This is a genomic window from Streptomyces bottropensis ATCC 25435 (assembly GCF_000383595.1).
Lineage (GTDB): Bacteria > Actinomycetota > Actinomycetes > Streptomycetales > Streptomycetaceae > Streptomyces > Streptomyces bottropensis.
Genome location: NZ_KB911581.1, coordinates 2,899,456 through 2,919,798, shown reverse-complemented (window position 1 = coordinate 2,919,798; position 20,343 = coordinate 2,899,456). Strand labels below are relative to the sequence as shown.

At 70.8% G+C, this 20,343-nt stretch carries 14 protein-coding genes; 5 read left to right on the top strand and 9 right to left on the bottom strand.

The features are described from left to right. Positions 1-29: 29 nt before the first annotated feature. Positions 30-626, bottom strand: coding sequence for a dihydrofolate reductase family protein (locus tag STRBO_RS0112820; protein WP_020114281.1), 597 nt, complete (start codon positions 624-626; stop codon positions 30-32). Positions 627-808: 182 nt separating this feature from the next. Further along, a complete protein-coding gene (locus STRBO_RS0112815; protein ID WP_005482479.1) occupies positions 809-2,521 on the bottom strand; it encodes a glycoside hydrolase family 6 protein in 1,713 nt (570 codons plus the stop codon). 378 nt (positions 2,522-2,899) lie between these two features. Here STRBO_RS0112815 and STRBO_RS0112810 point away from each other — a divergent pair, with 378 nt between their 5' ends. The 3 genes from STRBO_RS0112810 to STRBO_RS0112800 all read left to right on the top strand — a co-directional run bounded on the left by STRBO_RS0112810 (position 2,900) and on the right by STRBO_RS0112800 (position 9,707). Continuing rightward, positions 2,900-5,815 carry a glycoside hydrolase family 48 protein gene (locus STRBO_RS0112810; protein ID WP_028796624.1) on the top strand — a complete coding sequence of 972 codons (2,916 nt, stop codon included), beginning with the start codon at positions 2,900-2,902 and terminating at the stop codon, positions 5,813-5,815. A 114-nt stretch (positions 5,816-5,929) separates the two neighbouring features. Further along, complete coding sequence (locus STRBO_RS0112805) at positions 5,930-8,599, top strand: cellulose binding domain-containing protein (protein WP_005482476.1); 2,670 nt, start codon at positions 5,930-5,932, stop codon at positions 8,597-8,599. Between the two features lie 190 nt (positions 8,600-8,789). Then, positions 8,790-9,707 carry an endonuclease/exonuclease/phosphatase family protein gene (locus STRBO_RS0112800; RefSeq protein WP_020114279.1) on the top strand — a complete coding sequence of 306 codons (918 nt, stop codon included), beginning with the start codon at positions 8,790-8,792 and terminating at the stop codon, positions 9,705-9,707. A 46-nt stretch (positions 9,708-9,753) separates the two neighbouring features. Here STRBO_RS0112800 and STRBO_RS0112795 read toward each other — a convergent pair whose 3' ends face one another. From STRBO_RS0112795 to STRBO_RS0112785, 3 genes are all read right to left on the bottom strand, one after another. After that, positions 9,754-11,619: a rhamnogalacturonan lyase gene (locus STRBO_RS0112795; protein ID WP_020114278.1), complete on the bottom strand. Its 1,866-nt coding sequence runs from the start codon at positions 11,617-11,619 to the stop codon at positions 9,754-9,756. Positions 11,620-11,764: 145 nt separating this feature from the next. Continuing rightward, a complete protein-coding gene (locus STRBO_RS0112790; protein ID WP_005482470.1) occupies positions 11,765-12,505 on the bottom strand; it encodes a class I SAM-dependent methyltransferase in 741 nt (246 codons plus the stop codon). 5 nt (positions 12,506-12,510) lie between these two features. Beyond that, a complete protein-coding gene (locus STRBO_RS0112785) occupies positions 12,511-12,816 on the bottom strand; it encodes a 4a-hydroxytetrahydrobiopterin dehydratase (protein WP_020114277.1) in 306 nt (101 codons plus the stop codon). A gap of 195 nt (positions 12,817-13,011) precedes the next feature. On the opposite strand from STRBO_RS0112785, the gene STRBO_RS0112780 reads away from it, so the two are divergent. Together STRBO_RS0112780 and STRBO_RS0112775 are read left to right on the top strand one after the other, a co-directional pair. Further along, complete coding sequence (locus STRBO_RS0112780) at positions 13,012-13,857, top strand: helix-turn-helix domain-containing protein (protein ID WP_028796623.1); 846 nt, start codon at positions 13,012-13,014, stop codon at positions 13,855-13,857. Positions 13,858-14,027: 170 nt separating this feature from the next. Beyond that, positions 14,028-14,891 (top strand): helix-turn-helix domain-containing protein, encoded by an 864-nt coding sequence (locus tag STRBO_RS0112775; RefSeq protein ID WP_005482465.1) that lies wholly within the window; start codon positions 14,028-14,030, stop codon positions 14,889-14,891. A 38-nt stretch (positions 14,892-14,929) separates the two neighbouring features. Here STRBO_RS0112775 and dnaK read toward each other — a convergent pair whose 3' ends face one another. The 4 genes from dnaK to STRBO_RS0112755 form a co-directional block, all read right to left on the bottom strand. Next, on the bottom strand, positions 14,930-16,792 hold the full coding sequence (gene dnaK / locus STRBO_RS0112770; protein WP_020114275.1) for a molecular chaperone DnaK: 1,863 nt from the start codon (positions 16,790-16,792) through the stop codon (positions 14,930-14,932). 93 nt (positions 16,793-16,885) lie between these two features. Further along, positions 16,886-17,311: an OsmC family protein gene (locus STRBO_RS0112765; protein ID WP_012999567.1), complete on the bottom strand. Its 426-nt coding sequence runs from the start codon at positions 17,309-17,311 to the stop codon at positions 16,886-16,888. A 75-nt stretch (positions 17,312-17,386) separates the two neighbouring features. Then, complete coding sequence (locus STRBO_RS0112760; RefSeq protein WP_005482460.1) at positions 17,387-19,210, bottom strand: vWA domain-containing protein; 1,824 nt, start codon at positions 19,208-19,210, stop codon at positions 17,387-17,389. Next, positions 19,207-20,268 carry an ATP-binding protein gene (locus tag STRBO_RS0112755; protein ID WP_028796622.1) on the bottom strand — a complete coding sequence of 354 codons (1,062 nt, stop codon included), beginning with the start codon at positions 20,266-20,268 and terminating at the stop codon, positions 19,207-19,209. The genes STRBO_RS0112760 and STRBO_RS0112755 overlap by 4 nt, the downstream gene beginning before the upstream one ends. Positions 20,269-20,343: the final 75 nt, after the last annotated feature.

Below are 20,343 nucleotides of genomic sequence, written 5' to 3'. Positions count from 1 at the left end.
GTGCGGTGCGGTGCCGCCAGGGTGCCGGTTCAGCCCTGATCCGCCACCCGGTAGACGCACACGTGCGCACCCGTGCCGCTGGTGGTCGTGGAAACCAGCTCCAGGGTGTGCTCGGCACCGTCGCCGGGGAAGATCGTCTTCCCGCCGCCGAGGACGACCGGCATGACGATCAGGACCAGTTCGTCGGCGAGACCCTCGCTCAGGAGGGTGCGGGCGAGGGTCGGGCTGCCCATGACGAGCAGGTCGCCGCCCTCGGCCTCACGGAGCTCACGGATGTGGGCGACGGCCTGGCCGCCCGGGATCCGCGTGCTGTTCTCCCAGGTCAGCTCGGAGTCGGTGAGCGTCGCGGACACCACGTACTTGCGCAGGGAGTTCATCCGGTCGGCGAAGGGGTCGCCCGCCCGGTCCGGCCACGCCCCGGCCATCGCCTGCCAGGTGCGGCGGCCGTACAGCAACGCGTCCGCCCGGCCCAGCGCGGCGTCCCAGGCACCGCCCACGACCTCCGGGTCGAAGAACGGGTGCGTCCAGCCGCCGTGGGCGAACCCGCCCTCGGTGTCCTCGTCGGGACCGCCGGGCGCCTGCACCACACCGTCCAGGCTCATGAACTCGCAGATCACGATGCGCATGGGGTTCTCTTTCCTCGGTACCGTCACGGGCTTACGGCGATGAAGACCGCCGCGTCGCCCGGAACTCATCGCACCCGCCCACCTCCCTCATCGTGACCCGGCTCACACGGACATGCCACCGGTCCGCCAGGGGGTGGGGGAAGTGTGACTGACCCCTGGCGGACCGGCTCATCGGAGCGGACTCAGAGCGCGGGGTACGCGTTCTGCATCAGCTGCTGGAACTGGGCGGAGAACCATTTCCCGGAGAGCGGGGCGTTCCCCAGTGCACCGGACATGTTGTTGTTGTTGCGCGGGTTGCCCGTGTACGTCGGGTCGCACATGCGGTCGAAGCCCTTGCCCTCGTCGTTCGGGATGAGGGAGCTGGCCCCGTCGGACTCGCCCGGGGGCTTCATCCAGACGTAGGCGTCGATCCCGGTCGCCGGGGCGGCCTTCGGGCGTTCACCGAGACCGGCTCCGGCCTGGTTGCACCAGTTGCCGGTGTTCAGGCGGCGGTCGTAGCGCCCGCCGTCCACGTAGGTGTCGACGGTGGTCGTCGCACCCGGTCCGGTGGGCCGGGCGGCACCGCCCCAGCCGTTGCGGGAGGTGTCGATCAGCATGCCGACGTTCGAGTTGAAGCCCGCCGAGACCGCCTGGGCACGGAATGCCTGGGCGAAGGACAGCTCGTCGACGTAGCGGTTCCAGTCCACCCACTTCGACTCACGGACCGACTTGCCGCCCGCGGTGTCGTTGATGGTGAAGTTGTTCTCCTTCAGGGCGCTGTAGTTGGCCGTGTTGGTGATGAAGCCGTGGACGTCGTTGACCGTGGCGCCCTCGGCGGTCGCGGCCTCCTTCATGATGGCGGCGGAGGGGGCGAAGTTGTCGTCCCAGCCGAGCCAGCCGTGGTGGCCGGCGTCGACGTAGTTGTAGACGTTGGGGACGTCACCCAGCTTGTTGAGCGCGTAGCCGACACCCTTGATGTAGTTGCCGTTGGCCTTCATCACGTCGCACTGGGGCACGGCCGTCGGGCGGCTGCCGACGTTGGTGACGAGGTTGGGCAGCGAGTCGATCTCGACCGTGGTGACGATCCGCAGGCCGGCGTACTTGGAGTCGGCGAGGATCGTCTTGATCGGGTCGATGTACTGCGTCTTGTACTTGTCGATCTCCGTCGGGCCCAGCTCGCCGTTGGAGGCGAGGGCCGAGCAGTCACGGCCCGGCAGGTTGTAGATCACCAGCTGGACGACGAGTTCGCCCGAGCCCTTCTGCTTCAGCGCCTCGTCGAGGTGGGCGCGCAGGCCCATCTTGCCGCCGGCGCCCGCGATGGCGGCGGTGCGGTCCAGCCAGACGCCCGTCGGCTGGTTGGAGATCCGGCTGCCGCCCGGTTCGGCGGCGGCGTTCGCGGACCACTCCGGGTTCACGTACACCTTGGCGCCCGCGTAGGGGTTGTCCACCCTGCTGCCCGGTGTGCCGGGGTCCGGGTCGCCCGGGTCACCGCCGCCGCCGTCGACGTTGCAGGTCACGCCGTCGAGCGTGAAGGTCGTCGGCAGGGCGTTGGTGCCGCTGTAGGAGGCCTGGAAGCCGAAGCTGACCGAACCGCCGGTGGCCAGCGTGCCGTTGTACGTCTCGTTGGCGGCGGTCACCGACGAACCGCTCTGGGTGATCCGGGAGTTCCAGCCGCTGGTGACCTGCTGGTTCCCGGCGTACGACCACTTCGCGGCCCAGGAGGACTTGGCCGCACCGTTGTTGGTGATGGTGACGGCGGCGGTGAAGCCGGTCGACCACTGGTTCTGGACCTTGTAGTCGACCGTGCAGGGAACCGCCTGGACGCCGGCGTCGTCCGGCACGGCGGCCATGGCGGTCCCGGCCGCGCCGGCGACCAGCGCCAACGCAGCCAGGAGTGCTGTTCTGGTACGGCTCATGAGTGCGGGTTTCCTCTTCCGTAGTGGGGTGTACGAGGAGGAGTCGTCGCGCTGTCGCCCGAGGCGAGTAAAAGACCTGAACGCTGGGGGTTCTTCGAGCGTCCCTCGCAGCTCGGACGCGTCTGGGACGAACGCGTCGACTGGTGGAACCGCTCCCACTGGTGCTCGTGAAGGTAGCGCCAAGTCACGGTAAAAGACAGAGGTCTTGCGTTATTGCGATCGATGAAATGTTTCGACCCGATCGAATCATTTCGACTCTTCAAACGCCTTGACCCCTTGCGCCCTCCTCCTCAATATGGGAGCGCTCCCACTGGTTCAAGGCTTGTTGTTGCCGCTCCGCCCCCACCTTCGCCAGAGCCGCACGGAAGGAACCAGAGCATGCACCCCAGACGGAGACGCCGTGCCTCGCGGCGTCTGTGGACGGCCGTGGTCGCGGCCTTCGCCCTCCCCTTGACGATGCTCGGCACCGGGTCGACCTCCGCCAGCGCGGCCGCGGTCGCCTGCAACGTCGACTACAAGACCAATGACTGGGGCTCGGGCTTCACGGCCGAGCTGACGATCACCAACCGGGGTACGGAAGCCATCGACGGCTGGACCCTGACCTACGCCTACGCGGGCAACCAGACGCTCAGCAGCGGATGGAGCGGCACCTGGTCGCAGTCCGGCAAGGCGGTGACGGCGAAGAACGCCTCCTGGAACGGCAGGATCGCCGTCGGGGCCGCCGTGACCACCGGCGCCCAGTTCACGTACAGCGGCGCGAACGCGGCGCCGACCGGCTTCGCGATCAACGGCACCACGTGTGTGGGCGCGCACCAGCCGCCGATCACGGTGCTGACCAGCCCGGCGCCGGGCGCGGTGTACTCGCAGGGCACCGCGGTGCCGATGGCGGCCACCGCCGCCGCCGCGGACAGCGCGACGATCACGAAGGTCGAGTTCTACGACGACACCACGCTGCTGGGCACGGACACGACCTCGCCGTACACCCACTCGGCCGCCGGGCTGGCCGTGGGCAGTCACTCGCTGGTGGCCAAGGCGTACGACAGCCTGGGCGCTTCGGCGAGTTCCACGCCGGTCGGCATCACGGTCGCCTCGGGTCCCGCCGTGGTGGTCTCGCCGACCCAACTGGGCGTCCGCCAGGGCCAGTCGGGCACCTATGACGTGAAACTCTCGACCCAGCCGTCCGGGAACGTGACGGTCACGACCGCGCGGGCGTCCGGCAACACCGGGCTCTCCGTGACGGGCGGCGGGTCACTGACCTTCACGCCGTCCAACTGGAACACCGCGCAGAAGGTGACCATCGGCGCGAACGCCTCGGGCACCGGCTCGGCGGTCTTCGACTCGACGGCCACCGGCCACGCCAAGGCCTCGGTGACCGTGACCCAGCTGGCCGCGTCGAGCACGTACGACGAGCGCTTCCTGGAGATGTACGGCAAGATCACCAACCCGGCGAACGGCTACTTCTCCCCCGAGGGCATCCCGTACCACTCGGTGGAGACGCTGATCGTCGAGGCACCGGACCACGGCCATGAGACCACGTCGGAGGCGTACAGCTACCTCCTGTGGCTGCAGGCCATGTACGGCAAGGTGACGGGCGACTGGTCCAAGTTCAACGGGGCCTGGGACATCATGGAGAAGTTCATGATCCCGACCAAGGCCGACCAGCCCACCACTTCCTTCTACAACGCCTCCAAGCCGGCGACCTACGCCCCCGAGCACGACACCCCCAACGAGTACCCGGCACAGCTCAACACCGGTGTCTCGGTCGGCCCGGACCCCATCGCCGCGGAGCTGAAGACCGCCTACGGCACGGACGACGTGTACGGCATGCACTGGTTGCAGGACGTCGACAACGTCTACGGCTACGGCAACTCGCCCGGCAAGTGCGAGGCGGGGCCCGCCGACACGGGTCCGTCGTACATCAACACCTTCCAGCGCGGGCCGCAGGAGTCCGTGTGGGAGACCGTCCCGCAGCCCACCTGCGACCAGTTCAAGTACGGCGGCAGGAACGGCTACCTGGACCTGTTCACCGGTGACGCCTCCTACGCCAAGCAGTGGAAGTTCACCAACGCCCCGGACGCCGACGCACGGGCCGTGCAGGCCGCGTACTGGGCGGACAAGTGGGCCAAGGCGCAGGGCAAGGGCGGCGACGTCTCCGCGACCATCGGCAAGGCCGCGAAGATGGGTGACTATCTGCGCTACGCGATGTACGACAAGTACTTCAAGAAGATCGGCAACTGTGTGGGCGCCACGTCCTGCCCGGCCGGCACCGGCAAGGACTCCTCCCACTACCTGCTGTCCTGGTACTACGCGTGGGGCGGCGCCACCGACACGGCGGCCGGCTGGTCCTGGCGCATCGGCTCCAGCCACACGCACGGCGGCTACCAGAACCCGCTGGCCGCGTACGCGCTCGCCAACTACGCCCCGCTGAAGCCGAAGTCGGCGACCGGACAGGCGGACTGGGCCAAGTCCCTCGACCGGCAGATCGAGTTCTACCGCTGGCTGCAGTCCGACGAGGGCGGCATCGCGGGCGGCGCCACCAACAGCTGGGCGGGGCGGTACGCCACTCCCCCGGCCGGGACGCCGACCTTCTACGGCATGTTCTACGACGAGAAGCCGGTGTACCACGACCCGCCGTCCAACCAGTGGTTCGGCTTCCAGGCGTGGTCCATGGAGCGGGTCGCCGAGTACTACCAGCAGACGGGCAACGCGGCCGCCAAGACCGTGCTGGACAAGTGGGTCGACTGGGCGTTGTCGAAGACGACGGTCAACCCGGACGGCACCTACCGGATTCCCTCCACCCTCCAGTGGTCCGGCGCGCCCGACACCTGGAGCGCGTCGAGTCCCGGCGCGAACGCCGGACTTCACGTCACCGTCGCCGACTACACCGACGACGTGGGTGTGGCGGCGGCGTACGCCAAGACGCTGACGTACTACGCCGACCGCTCCGGTGACGCCGACGCGGCCCGGGTCGCGAAGGCGCTGCTGGACGGGATGTGGGACCACCACCAGGACGGGCTCGGGATCGCCGTGCCCGAGACGCGGGCCGACTACAACCGGTTCGACGACCGGGTGTACGTGCCGAGCGGATGGACCGGGACGATGCCGAACGGGGACACGATCAACTCGTCGTCGACGTTCGAGTCGATCCGGTCGTTCTACGAGGACGACCCCGCGTGGTCGAAGATCGAGGCGTACCTGGCCGGTGGCGCCGCGCCCTCCTTCACCTACCACCGGTTCTGGGCCCAGGCCGACATCGCCCTGGCCATGGGCGCGTACGCGGAACTCCTGGAGTAGGCACCGCACATCAAGCACCGAGCACCGAGCACAGCCCCGCGCCCCCCACGGGCGCGGGGTCTGTGTGCCCTTTTCTGAGAACTTCCCCCCACTCGTCAGGAGAGGACCCCCACGTTGCGAAGAACCCGCATCCTCACCACCGTCCTGGCCCTCGCGGCCGGCCTGCTCGCGGGCTCCCCACCCGTGATGGCCGCCGAGAAGGCCGGCAGCGCCGACCGGTCGGTGTCCGTCGCCGCCGACACCTACACCTGGAAGAACGCCCGCATCGACGGCGGCGGCTTCGTCCCCGGGATCGTCTTCAACCGCAAGGAACGCAACCTCGCCTACGCCCGGACCGACATCGGCGGGGCCTACCGCTGGGTGCAGTCGTCGAAGACCTGGACCCCGCTCCTCGATTCCGTCGGCTGGGACGACTGGGGGCACACCGGGGTGGTGAGTCTCGCCTCCGACCCGGTCGATCCCGACAACGTGTACGTGGCGGCCGGTACGTACACGAACAGCTGGGACCCGGGGAACGGGGCGATCCTGCGGTCGTCCGACCGGGGTGCGAGCTGGCGGAAGGCCGGCCTGCCGTTCAAGCTGGGCGGGAACATGCCCGGCCGGGGCATGGGTGAGCGGCTGGCCGTCGATCCGAACAAGAACAGCGTGCTGTACCTGGGCGCGCCCAGCGGCAAGGGTCTGTGGCGCTCGACCGACTCGGGGGCCAGCTGGTCGCAGGTGACGAACTTCCCCAACGTCGGCAACTACGTGGCCGACCCGTCCGACACGAGCGGGTACTCCAGCGACAACCAGGGCATCGTCTGGGTCACCTTCGACGAGACCACGGGGACGTCCGGGAACGCGACGAAGACCGTCTACGTCGGGGTCGCCGACAAGGACAACGCCGTCTACCGCTCGACGGACGCGGGCGCGACCTGGTCGAGGGTGGCCGGGCAGCCGACCGGCCACCTGGCCCACAAGGGCGTGCTCGACGCGACGAACGGCCATCTGTACCTGTCGTACAGCGACAAGGGCGGCCCCTACGACGGCGGCAAGGGCCAGCTGTGGCGGTACACGACCGCGACGGGCGCGTGGACGAACATCAGTCCGGTGGCGGAGGCCGACACCTACTACGGCTTCAGCGGGCTGACCGTCGACCGGCAGGATCCGGGCACGGTGATGGCGACGGCGTACAGCTCCTGGTGGCCGGACACGCAGATCTTCCGCTCGACGGACAGCGGCGCGACCTGGACGAAGGCGTGGGACTACTCCTCCTATCCGAACCGCTCGAACCGCTTCGCCATGGACGTCTCGTCCTCTCCCTGGCTCACCTGGGGCGCCAACCCCTCGCCGCCGGAGCAGAGCCCCAAACTCGGCTGGATGACCGAGGCGCTGGAGATCGACCCGTTCGACTCGAACCGGATGATGTACGGGACGGGCGCCACGATCTACGGCACGGAGAACCTGGGGAACTGGGACAGCGGCGGCCAGTTCGCCATCAAGCCGATGGTGCGGGGTCTGGAGGAGACGGCCGTCAACGACCTGGCCTCGCCTCCGTCCGGCGCCCCGCTGCTCAGCGCGCTCGGTGACATCGGCGGCTTCCGGCACACGGATCTGACGAAGGTCCCGTCGATGATGTTCACCCAGCCGAACTTCACGACGACGACCAGCCTGGACTTCGCCGAGTCCAACCCCAACACGGTGGTGCGTGTGGGCAATCTGGACTCCGGTCCGCACATCGCGTTCTCCACGGACAACGGCGCCAACTGGTTCGCGGGCACCGACCCGTCGGGGGTGAGCGGCGGCGGCACGGTCGCGGCGGCCTCGGACGGCAGCCGGTTCGTGTGGAGTCCGGTGGGCACGGGCGTGCGGTACGCGACCGGTTTCGGCACCTCGTGGTCGGCGTCGACCGGCATCCCGGCCGGCGCGATCGTGGAGTCCGACCGGGTGGACCCGAAGACCTTCTACGGCTTCAAGTCGGGGAAGTTCTACGTGAGTTCGGACGGCGGTGCGACCTTCACCGCGTCGAACGCGACCGGCCTGCCGAGCGGCGACAGCGTGCGCTTCAAGGCGCTGCCCGGGGTGAAGGGTGACGTGTGGCTGGCGGGTGGGGCGACGGACGGGGCGTACGGCCTGTGGCACTCCACGAACGCGGGCGCCACCTTCACCAAGGTCTCCGGCGTCGAGCAGGCCGACACGATCGGCTTCGGCAAGGCGGCCTCGGGGGCCTCGTACCAGACGCTCTACACCAGCGCCAAGATCGGCGGGGTGCGCGGCATCTTCCGCTCGACGGACAAGGGCGCGAGCTGGACCCGTATCAACGACGACGCCCACCAGTGGGGCTGGACGGGCGGGGCGATCACGGGTGACCCGAGGGTGTACGGGCGGGTCTACGTCTCGACGAACGGGCGCGGGGTCGTCTACGGCGACTCCTCCGACACGGGTGGCGGGGGCACCGATCCGGACCCCGGGCCCCAGCCGACGGGGGCCTGCGCGGTGACGTACAAGGTCACCAACGAGTGGGCAGGCGGCTTCCAGGCGGACGTGCGCCTCGCCAACACGGGCACGAGCGCGTGGACCGGCTGGTCCCTCGGCTGGACCTTCCCCGACGGCCAGAGTGTCTCCCAGATCTGGAACGCCGCCCATACGCAGTCCGGGTCGGCGGTCACGGCCAGGAACATCACCTGGAACGGCAATGTGGCTGCCGGTTCGTCGGTGAGCTTCGGCTTCACCGGCAGCTGGTCGGGGACGAACGGCAGGCCGGCCGCGTTCAAGCTCGGTGACCAGTCCTGCGCGGTGACCTGACACCCCGGGCAGGACGAGGAGAGGGCGCGCGCCCGGGTCGGGCGCGCGCCCTCTTCGTGCGTTTCGGGTGCCTTGATCTTTTCGGGTCGCGTACATCTCGATACATCGACATGTTCATGCCTACCATGGAAAGCAGTTCCACACTGTTGTGCGCACGACTCGCCCGGAAGCCGCCGCAGAAGGAGCTCCAGTGCCGAATCACACCCGGGTCACGCGTCGCCTCAGCCTCCGGACCGCACTCGCCGCGGCCGTCCTGCTGCCCCTGTCGAACGCCGGACTGTCCGCCCGACCCGCCGCCGCCGCGGCGGAAGAGGAGCCCGCCGTCAGCCCCCGTCTCGACACCATGTCGTTCAACCTGCGCTACGCGAACACCACCCGGCCCCACAGCTGGGCCGAGCGCCGGCCCGTGATGCGGGCACTGCTACGGCAGGAGGCACCGCATGTCATCGGCACCCAGGAAGGCCTCCACCGGCAACTGCTCGACATCGAGACCGACCTCGGACCGGACTACCGCTGGATCGGCACCGGCCGGGCGGGCGGCGACCGCGACGAGTTCATGGCGGTCTTCTACGACACCCGCCGGCTCGCGCCCGTCGAGTACCAGCACTTCTGGCTCTCCGACACCCCCGACGTGCCCGGCTCCAACACCTGGGGCGGCGGCTCCATCCGGATGGTCACCTGGGTCAGGTTCCGGGACCTGCGGGACGGTGGCAGAGAGTTCCACGTCCTCAACACCCACCTCGACAACGCCAGCCAGTACGCCCGCGAGCGGGCCGCGACCCTGATCGCCCGGCGGGTCGCCGGATTCGACCCCGCGCTCCCCCTCGTCGTCACCGGCGACTTCAATGTGGCCGCCCACCGCAATTCCGTCTACGACACGATGCTGGGCGCCGGACTCGTCGACACCTGGGACACGGCGGCCGAGCGGGGCGACCTGTACGCCACCTTCCACGGCTACCGTCCCCTCACCCCGGGCGGCGACCGCATCGACTGGATCCTGACCACACCGGGCGTCACCGCGCACCGGGCGGCCATCAACACCTTCGCGTCCGGCGGCCAGTTCCCGAGCGACCATCTGCCGGTCCAGGTGTCGCTGACGCTGGGCTGAGCGACGCGGCGGAGTCCGGGGGCGGGCCGGCCCCCGGACCGGTCCGCTACGGGGTGTAGACCGTCGGCCGGGGCGCCGTCGGCATGCCGTCGCCGATGAAGAAGCTGGTGTGCGGGGGCTGGTTGTAGGCGGTATTTTGCCAGGCCAGGCCGGTGCGGTACATCGGGTCGTGCAGCAGGGTCGTGATCCTCGTGCTCGTCTCGACGGGCGTCGAGTAGATCCGCAGGGCCGTGTTGGCGCTGGTGCGCCAGACGACCTCCTCGCGCCAGTCGCCGAGGATGTCACCGGAGAGCGCGGGCGTGGCCTTGGTGCCGTTGCCGGAGGAGACACCGGAGCCGGTCAGCAGGCGGGTGTCGGCGGAGCTGCCGTACTTGTCGATCCGGGTGCCGTCGAGGAGTTCACGGACCGGGTCCCCGTCCCACCAGGACAGGAAGTTGACGGAGGAGGGCTCGCGGCCCCTGGTCGCCCCGGTCCTGTCGCGGACGGAGGAGTCGGAGGCGGACCACATCTCGGGGCCGTCGTTGCCCGCGTGGAGGTCACCGGCCACGCCCCTGCCGTTGTCGCAGCAGGCGGCGAGCCGCCAGCGGACGGCGCCGTTCGCGGGGTCGATGTACAGCGCGGCGGGCTGCGACGTGGACTCGGAGACCTTGTAGTACTCCAGGCCGGGGGTGGACGCGTCGAGGTCGCCCAGGTGCTGGGCGTCGCCGTGGCCCGTCCTCGTGGTCCACAGGGCGCCCCCGTTGTCGTCCACGGCCATCGCGCCGTACACGATCTCGTCCCTGCCGTCGTTGTCGACGTCCCCGACGGAGAGGCTGTGCGAACCCTGCCCGTCGTAGCCCCGGCCGCTGTTGCTGGACGAGTTGGTGTCGAAGGTCCAGCGGCGGGGGGAGGGCCCGCCCCGCCAGTCCCAGGCCGCGATCACCGTACGGGTGTAGTAGCCGCGCGCCATGATCAGCGAGGGCCGGGCACCGTCCAGGTACGCCGTCCCGGCGAGGAAACGGTCCACGCGGTTGCCGTAGGAGTCGCCCCACGACGAGACCGTGCCCCGGGCCGGGACGTAGTCGACGCTCTGCATGGCCCTGCCGGTCCGGCCGTCGAACATGGTCAGGTACTCGGGGCCGGACAGGACGTAGCCGCTGGAGTTGCGGTGATCGGCGGTGGAGCCGCCGATCACCGTGCCGGCGCCGTCGACCGTGCCGTCCGCCGTCTTCATGGCGATCTCGGCCCGGCCGTCGCCGTCGTAGTCGTACACCTGGAACTGCGTGTAGTGCGCGCCCGAGCGGATGTTGCGGCCCAGGTCGATCCGCCACAGCCGGGTGCCGTCGAGCTTGATGCCGTCGACGATCGTGTTGCCGGTGTACCCGGACTGCGAGTTGTCCTTGGCGTTCGTCGGCTGCCACTTCAGGACGAACTCCAGGGCGCCGTCGCCGTCGAGGTCGCCCACGGACGCGTCGTTGGCCTCGTAGGTGTACGCGACGCCGTCCGGGGTGGTCCCGCCCGCCGGTGCGCTGATCGGCACGTCCTTGTATCCGGTGCGCAGTTGGACCGCGTGCACCGAGTCTCCCTGCTCCACGCCGTTCACGATCGCGCGGACGGTGTAGTCGGCCTGCGCGGGGGCGCCGGAGTGGAAGTAGTTCGTGGAGCCGGTGACCGGGGCCGTGTTGACCTTCGTGCCGGCGCGGTAGACGTTGAACGACACGGTGTCCGGGTCGGTGCCCAGCCAGCGCCAGCTGACCAGATTGCCGCTGTCCACGTGGACGCTGACCACGCCCCGGTCGAGGGCCTCGACCTGGCGGGCGGTGGCGGCCTCGGCGGGCGGGCCGGTGAACGTGGTGAGTCCGGCGGCGACGAGGGCCACGGTGACCAGCGAGCGTGCGGCTCGGCGTCTGTGGTGCCTGTGCGGGTGCTGCACGTGACGAACCTCCAGAGGGGACGGACGGGGATGCGTTCCGCACTGTCCGTCGCCGCCGGACCCGGCTACGTTGCCGCACCTTTCGGCCGGTTCGGCCACGCCAGGGGCAGGCCTGAGGAACGGGCGGCGCGCCCGAGGCTCCCGGTCAGTCCTTGCGGAACGCCCGCAGGCTGAACTCCGGTTCCGGACGTGGCCGGTCCTGGTCGGGGAGGGCGGCGAGCCGTACCGCGTAGTCGTCGGCCAGCGGATCGCCGGGCGGGAGGGTCACGAACCAGCCGCGGCGCAGGTCGGCGACGGTGCGGCGGGGGCTGCGGCCCTGGCCGCGGCCCGGGAAGCGGGCGTGTCCGGCGGTGCGCAGACCGTGTTCGCCGGCGTACTTCTCGACGACCGGCGCGGGGTCCATGGCGGGGGCCCGGGGGCGCGGGGCGAGCACGGCGTCGATGTCACTGCCCACGTTGTGGGCGGCGGCCTTGTCGACGGTGGTGACGTAGACGCCGCCGGGGCGCAGCACCCGGGCGCACTCGCCGACCACGGCCCGTACGTCCTCGGGGCCGCCCAGCAGATGCAGCAGCCACACGCTGGTCACGGCGTCGAACTCCCCGTCGCGGAACGGGAGCCGCCGCCCGTCGCCGATCACGACGGAGCCGGGCAGCCGCGCGGCGGCCCGGCTCGCCATCGCGTGGGTGAGGTCGAGGCCCGTGACCAGCATCCCGTCCCGCGCGGTCGCGAGGTGCCGGGTCACGATCCCGGTGCCGCAGGCGACGTCGAGCAGCCGCCGGGTGCCCTCGGGGAGGAGTCCCAGGACGGCGCGGGCGGCGGCCTCGGCCCGGGGCTCGCCGCCGCGCAGGGCGTCGTAGTCGCCGGCCTCCTTGTCGTAGTCCAGCATCCGCCTCAGCCCGCCCCGTGACCCGGCGCGAGCGCCTCCACCCTGCGGGCCAGCTCGAAGTCCTTCTCGGTGACGGCGCCGCCGGCGCTGTGCGTGCTGATGGTCAGCGAGACGGTGTCGTAGCCGAGGGTGAGGTCGGAGTGGTGGTTCAGCTCCTCCTGCGTCCGGGCGATGTGCACGACCAGCGCGGTCGCCGCGAAGTGCGAGCCCAGCCGGTAGGTACGGGCCAGCCGGTCCCCGGCCAGCGACCAGCCGGGCAGCTCGGCCAGCCGGTCCTCGATCTCCTTCTGCGACAGGGCTGCGACGGACATGACCCACTCCTTCCGGGACACCCCTCCATGACGTGCGATCCCTCTCAGCGTGCCACAGCGGCGCGGCCGATTCCCAGGTCAGAGGGTCGGCCGGCGGGCCGAGGCGTACACATTCGGCCGCGCGAACGACGTTCGGGGCCGCGGCGGCGGGTGGAACGCGAGCCGCCCCTCGACCGCCTCGGTTACGTTCTTCGCATGACCACTGTCCCGACCGGCGCCCCGCGGCGGCCTGCCGCCCCCTCCGACCCGGGCGTGGGCCCGCTGCTGCGGGCCTGGCGGGAGCAATGCCGGGTCAGCCAGCTGGAGTTGGCGCTGCGGTCCGGGTCCTCGGCACGGCACATCAGCTTCGTCGAGACGGGCCGGTCCCGGCCGAGCGAGGAGATGGTGCTGCGGCTGGCCGAGCACCTGGACGTACCGGTGCGCGAGCGCAACGCCCTGCTCCTCGCGGCCGGCTACGCCCCGCACTACCCGCAGACCCCGCTGGACGACCCGTCGATGGCCGCCCTGCGCGAGGGCGTGGAACGGCTGATCCAGGGCTACGAGCCGTATCCCGCGCTGGTGATGAACGCGACGTACGAGGTGCTGGCCGCCAACCGGGGCATCCTCATGCTGCTCGACGGCGTCCCCGAGTCGCTGCTCGTGCCGCCGCTCAACGCCATGCGGCTGACCCTCCACCCGCAGGGCCTGGCGCCGCGCATCCGGAACCTGCGCGCCTGGCGGGGGCATCTGCTGGAGCAGATGGGACGGCAGCTGGCACTGCTCCGCTCGGAGCCGCTGCGCGCGCTCCACGAGGAGGTGGCGGCGTATCCGCTGCCGCCGGGCACGCCCGACGGCGATCCCGGCGAGGACCCCGCTGCGGGCGCGGGTGCCCGCCTCGCGCTGCCGCTGCGGATCGAGCACGAGGGCCGGGTGCTGTCGTTCATCTCCTCGGTCTCCACGTTCAACACCCCCATGGACGTGACCGTGGCCGAACTGGCCATCGAGACGTTCCTCCCGGCCGACCCGGCGACGGTCGCGTACCTGCACTCACGGCCGTCCTGACGTGGGCGAGCCCCTGTCCTGCGGCGTCGTCGCGACGGAGGTCCGCCGCAGTCGGCGCCCCGGCCCCGTCGCCATCCGGAACCAGGGGCGACCGTTCCGGCCGCCCCTGTGAGATGTACACCGGAACATGACAGACTGGTGAGGTACCTCGGCGCGTGGGGAGGCGTGACGTGAGTGAGCGGCGGCCCGCCCCGACCGTCGGTCAGGTGGTGCTCGGCAGACGTCTTCAGGAACTGCGTGAGGCCGCCGGGCTCAAGCGCGAGGAGGCCGCGCGCGTCCTGCACGTCGCCCCCGCCACCGTACGGCGCATGGAGACGGCCGACGTCGCGCTCAAGATCCCGTACGTCCAGGTCCTGCTGTCGACGTACGGCCTCGGCGAGGCCGACGCCGCCGCGTTCCTGGAGCTGGCCGAGGAGGCGAACAAGCCGGGCTGGTGGCAGCGGTTCCACGACGTGCTGCCCGACTGGTTCAGCGTGTACGTCAGCCTGGAGGGCGCGGCGCATCTGATCCGGCAGTACGAGCCGCACTTCGTGCCGGGGATGCTCCAGACCGAGGAGTACGCGCGCGCGGTGATGGAGGCCGGGACCGTCGGCCGGACCGGTCCCGAGACCATCGAACGCCATGTGTCGCTGCGGATGGAGAGACAGAAGCTCCTCACCCGGGAGACGCCGCCGCACCTCTGGGTGATCATGGACGAGACGGCCCTCAGACGTCCGGTGAGCAACCGCTCCGAGGTGATGCGCGACCAGATCGACCGGCTGCTGGAGAGCACCGAGAAGGACCACGTCATCCTGCAGGTCTGCGAGTTCGCCGACGGGCCCCACCCGGGCACCTACGCCCCCTTCTCGCTCTTCCGCTTCGCCGAACCGGAACTCCCCGACATGGTGTACACCGAGTACCTCACCGGCGCCCTCTACCTCGACTCGCGCACCGAGGTCGCGCTCCACCTCGAAGTCCTCGACCACATGGCCGCGCACGCGGCGTCGGCCGAGCGGACGAGGACGCTGCTGAGGCACTACCGCGAGCGGTACTGAGCTTCGGCCGCTCGCCGAACCGACGGTCCGCTCCCGTTCTACGCCCCTCCGCCCGTGGGCCCCTTGTCGTCGTCCACGATCTCCGCGTCGACCACGCCCTCCTCGTCGGCGGGTCCGGGCGGCGGTCCGCCGGCCGGGGCGGCGGAGGCCGCGGCCGCCGCGTACATGGCCTGGCCCATGCGCTGGCTGACGGTCGCCAGGCGCTCGGTGGCGGCACGGAGGGCGGCGGTGTCCTCAGGGGTCTTCAGAAGGCGTTTCAGGTCGGCGACGGCGGACTCGACCTCGGGACGGCTGTCGGCGGGTACGCGGTCGGTGTTCTCGCGGAGGAACTTCTCCGTCTGGTACACGAGTTGCTCGGCGTGGTTGCGGGTCTCGGCGGCCTCGCGGCGCCGGCGGTCGTCGTCGGCGTACTGCTCGGCCTCCCGCATCATGCGGTCGATGTCGTCCCTGGGGAGGGCCGAGCCGCCCGTCACCGTCATCTTCTGTTCGCGGCCGGTCGCCAGGTCCTTCGCCGACACGTGCATGATGCCGTTCGCGTCGATGTCGAAGGCCACCTCGATCTGGGGGACGCCACGCGGCGCGGGCGGCAGACCGGTGAGGTCGAAGACGCCCAGCTTCTTGTTGTACGCGGCGATCTCCCGCTCGCCCTGGTAGACCTGGATGCCGACCGAGGGCTGGTTGTCGGCGGCCGTCGTGAAGATCTCCGAACGGCGGGTCGGGATCGTCGTGTTGCGTTCGATGAGCTTCGTCATGATGCCGCCCTTGGTCTCGATGCCCAGGGACAGCGGGGTGACGTCGAGCAGCAGCACGTCCTTCACGTCGCCCCGGATGACACCCGCCTGGAGCGCGGCGCCCACGGCCACCACCTCGTCGGGGTTCACGCCCTTGTGCGGGTCCTTGCCGGTGAGTTCCTTCACCAGGTCGCTCACGGCGGGCATCCGGGTCGAGCCGCCGACGAGGACGACACGGTCGACGGCGGCGAGCTTCACACCCGCGTCCTTGACGGCCTGGTGGAAGGGGGTCCGGCAGCGGTCGAGCAGGTCGGCGGTCAGCTCCTGGAACTGGGCGCGGGTCAGCTTCTCCTCCAGATGGAGGGGACCCTGGTCGGAGGCGGTGATGTACGGCAGGTTGACGGACGTCTCGGAGGAGCCGGACAGCTCGATCTTGGCCTTCTCGGCGCCCTCGCGCAGCCGTTGGAGTGCCATCTTGTCGTTGCCGAGGTCGACGCCGTACTGCCCCTGGAAGCGTGTGACGAGGTACTCGACGATCCGCTGGTCCCAGTCGTCGCCCCCGAGGCGCGTGTCGCCGTTGGTGGCCTTCACCTCGATGACCCCGTCGCCGATCTCCAGGAGGGAGACGTCGAAGGTGCCGCCGCCGAGGTCGAAGACGAGGACGGTCTGCTCCTCGCCCCGGTCCAGGCCGTAGGCGAGGGCCGCGGCCGTGGGCTCGTTGATGATCCGCAGGACCTTCAGGCCCGCGATCTCCCCCGCCTCCTTGGTCGCCTGCCGCTGGGCGTCGTCGAAGTACGCGGGCACGGTGATGACGGCGTCGGTGACGTCCTCCCCGAGGTACGACTCGGCGTCCCTCTTCAGCTTCTGCAGGACGCGCGCGGACAGCTCCTGGGCCCGGAACCGGGTGCCGTCCACGGCCCCCTGCTCGGGAAAGCGCCAACTCGTGTCGCCCATGTGGCGTTTGACGGAGCGTGCCGTGCGCTCCACGTTCGTCACGGCCTGCCGCTTGGCGACCTCGCCGACCAGGACCTCGCCGTTCTTGGCGAACGCCACCACCGAAGGTGTGGTCCGCTGCCCCTCCGCGTTGGCGACGACCGTCGCCTCGCCGCCCTCCAGCACGGCCACCACCGAGTTCGTCGTACCGAGATCGACCCCGACCGCACGCCCCATCGCCGTCCCCTTCCCCAAGGTTCCGCCCGGTGTTCCCCACACCAGCACAGAACCCGAGAGGGTTTTCGTCAATGGGGCGTACGGCGTCGTACGTCAGGCCAGTTCGGCCGTCAGCGTGATCGTCGTGCCGGTCAGGGCCTGGCTGACCGGGCAGTTCTTCTTGGCGCCCTCGGCCGCCTCCTGGAAGCCGGCCGCGTCGAGGCCGGGGACCTCACCGCGGACGGTGAGGTGGATGCCGGTGATGCCCTCGCCGGGCTGGAAGGTCACGTCGGCCTTCGTCTCCAGACGGGTGGGCGGGGTGCCCGCGCCGGTGAGGCCGTGCGAGAGCGCCATGGAGAAGCAGCTGGAGTGGGCGGCCGCGATCAGTTCCTCGGGGCTGGTCTTGCCGTTCGCCTGCTCCGCGCGCGACGGCCACGACACCGGCTGCGAACCGATGCCGGAGGAGTCGAAGGTGACGGTGCCGGTGCCCTTGAGGAGCTCGCCTTCCCAGACCGTGTGTGCGGTGCGCGTGGTTGCCACGATGAGTCCTTTCGATGGGGTCCCGTTGCCGGGTTCCGTGGCCCCCATCCGATCACACTCCGGGCGGTCCGAGCCTCATCTCACCCTGAACACCGGCCCCCGCGCGGTGAACGGCAGACGAGCACCTTGTGGAATCAGATAGGCGTGCTCCCGCCGCACCCGCAGCACGTCGCACCAGCCGTCCGTGATCACCAGGACGGGAGCGCCGGGCGGGAAGTCGTCGGCCCGCTGCAACAGGTCGATGCCCGGCTGCAACACCGTGCCGCCGCGCCCGTGCACCCGGACGCGCCCGGCGATCTCGGTGACCGGGAGGAAGCCCGCGTCGTGCGGGGCCGCGTCGCAGAACACGACCCGGGCGGCCGGCACGTCCCGGGCGGCGGCGTACGAGGCGATCGCGCCCAGCGCCTTGCCGAGCAGGGCGCGGTCCATGGAGCCGGAGGTGTCGAGGACGACACCGAAGGTGCAGCGGGCGGTCTCCTCGGGCGGGAAGTACCGTCCGGCACGCGGGATGTCGGGGGTGGCCGACTGGCGGCGCGAGGGGCGCGCGTAGCTCCGTACGGCCTGCGGGCTGGGCACGAACTCGTCGAACCAGCGCGCGAGTCGCGCGTCCCAGGGCAGCGGCGGATGGCTCAGGGCGCGGATCTCCTCGACCAGTCCGGCGGGCAGGAGGCCGCGCTCCTGCCGCTCGTGCAGGTCGAACCCCCGGGCGAGGCCACGGCGGTAGAACTCGTCGAGGTCCACGTAGTCGCCCGGGGAGCCGAGCGGGCCGCCGAGGATGTCGCCCGCGCCCTTGCCGCGCAGGGTGGACAGCCGGCGCATCCGGCGCAGGTCCCCGACGATCCGGTCGTACACCTCCTCCGCCGACAGACCGGCCAGCTCGGGGTCGTGCAGGAGGCCGTCTGGCATGGTGCCGACGTCCATCTCGCGCAGCCAGCCGTTGATGACGTAGTCGGCGGCGATGTTGAACAGGTACGGGTCGCGGGTGCCGCAGCGGTCGCCGTGGCGCAGAGCGGCGTGCAGCATCTCGTGGGCGAGGATGAACCGCCATTCCTCGTCCTCGAACCGCCGGAGCGGGTTGATGTAGATCTCCCCCGCGTCCGCGTCGACGGCCGCGACGGCGATGCCGTGGGCGTGGGCGAGTTCGACGTCGGCGACGATCCGGATGCCGGCCGCGATGCCGCCGAGCAGGGGGTAGGAGGAGATGAACCAGCTCAGTGCCTTCTCCCAGGGCCGCCGCAGGACCGGCTCGTCGTACAGGGACTCGCGGCGGCCGCCGGCCATGTCCATCGCGGCGGACATGGTGCTGGTCAGGGCGTGGGCGAAGGCGAGCTGCCGGTCCGGGGGCAGCGGCCGCCACTTGGGCCAGGCCAGGAGGACCTGGTCGGGTTCGGCGCCGGCCGTGCCGCAGCGCTCGTACGCCGTGGGGAGCCCGTCGCGGCGCCAGTGGGCGGCGAGTCGCTCCTCGTCGCCGTCCGGGTAACGGCTGGGCAGGTTCACCGGAGGCAGGCCGACGGGGAACGTGAGCAGGAAGCGGTTGACGGCCACACAGCGGGCGGCGACGTCGAAGCGGTCGGGCTGTTCGCGCACGCCCTGGGCCGCCGGGACGTGCCCGAAGCCGAGATGGAGGGCGGCGTGGGCGAGGGCCCAGGCCCAGGCCTCGGGTTCGGCGAGCCGGTCGGGGTGCGCGTGCAGCACGCCCTCGGAGTCGACGCGGACGAGCCCGTCGCGGGGCGCGTGATCGCACTTCTCCTTGCGGCAGGTGTCGAACCCGACCGCCCGGAGCGCGGAGTTGCCCCGCACCGTCGCGAGCCCGGCCTCGAAGGCCTCTGCGGCAAGGTCCCGTTGGGTCTTCCGTACGCCCTTGCCCTTGCCCTTGCCCTTGCCGCCGGCCGCGCTCACCGGCGGGCCTCCACCAGCCGGGGCATGTCCCGGGCAGCCTCGACGAGGAACCAGGCGGGCAGGACGGGGTTGCCGTCGGCGTCGGAGGCGATGACGGTCTGGGCGACCTCGACGGAGATCTCGGCGAGCTGCACCAGCAGCGACTTGGCGCGGTACGCGGTCTGCCGCCCGTTCGCCGACATGTGCTGCTTGCTCGCGGGCAGCTCCTTGATCAGCCTGCCGCGGAAGGAGTCGGCGAGGTAGTAGAGAAGGTCGCGGTCCTCCACGCGGTGGGGCCAGCCGGCCTCGCCCTTGAGGATCGCCTCGATGCCGAACCGGCTGCGCACGATCTTGACGTAGCCGCAGAAGGCGACCGCGTGCGTGGGGGTGAGCGTGCCGTGCGCGAGGACCTTCAGGGTCTCCTCGTCGAGGTCGCGGCCGAAGGAGTGCAGCGCGTCGGAGAGCATGTGCCAGGAGCGGGGCGTGGAGAACGGCTCCTCGGTCTTCGGCGGCTTGGACCACAGGTGGTCCGGGCGGTCGGTGAGGTGGTCCAGGACCCAGGGGTGGATGCCGCTCTCCCGCGCCCAGCCGAGCCAGTCCGTCGCGGACGCCCGGAGGTGGACGTGGGTGAGACGGTTGACGAGGGCGGAGGCGATGGGACGGGCGAGCGCGTTGTCGGTGGCACGGTTGCCGGCGCCGATGACGATCGACCCCTTGGGCAGCTCGTAGGCGCCGATCCGGCGGTCCAGGATCAGTGAGTAGAAGGCTTTCTGCACGTCCGGGGTGGCCGCGTTCAGCTCGTCCAGGAACAGGCAGTACGGCTCGTCGCGGGCGATGGCCTCCGGCGGGCAGAACACCGAGCGCCCGTCCCGGATCTGCGGTACGCCCATCAGGTCCTCCGGCGCCAGTTGCGTGCCCAGAAGGCTCACACACTCCAGGCCCAGCGACTCGGCGAAGGCCCTGACCAGGGAGGACTTGCCGATGCCGGGGGCGCCCCAGACGAAGACGGGGCGGACGGTGGCGAGGCCGAGCAGCAGCTCGGGTATGCGGGAGGGTGTGACGGTCACGGCTGCCTGCAAGGCGGGGACTCCAAGGGGGTGTTCTGCGAACGGTGCGAACAGTGTGGGCGACCTGCTCACGGGACGCAGCCCAAT

Coding starts and splice junctions, on each gene's coding strand:
- STRBO_RS0112820 (WP_020114281.1), bottom strand. CDS start 626: ATGCGCATCGTGATCTGCGAGTTCATGAGCCTGGACGGTGTGGTGCAG.
- STRBO_RS0112815 (WP_005482479.1), bottom strand. CDS start 2,521: ATGAGCCGTACCAGAACAGCACTCCTGGCTGCGTTGGCGCTGGTCGCC.
- STRBO_RS0112810 (WP_028796624.1), top strand. CDS start 2,900: ATGCACCCCAGACGGAGACGCCGTGCCTCGCGGCGTCTGTGGACGGCC.
- STRBO_RS0112790 (WP_005482470.1), bottom strand. CDS start 12,505: ATGCTGGACTACGACAAGGAGGCCGGCGACTACGACGCCCTGCGCGGC.
- STRBO_RS0112785 (WP_020114277.1), bottom strand. CDS start 12,816: ATGTCCGTCGCAGCCCTGTCGCAGAAGGAGATCGAGGACCGGCTGGCC.
- STRBO_RS0112780 (WP_028796623.1), top strand. CDS start 13,012: ATGACCACTGTCCCGACCGGCGCCCCGCGGCGGCCTGCCGCCCCCTCC.
- dnaK (WP_020114275.1), bottom strand. CDS start 16,792: ATGGGGCGTGCGGTCGGGGTCGATCTCGGTACGACGAACTCGGTGGTG.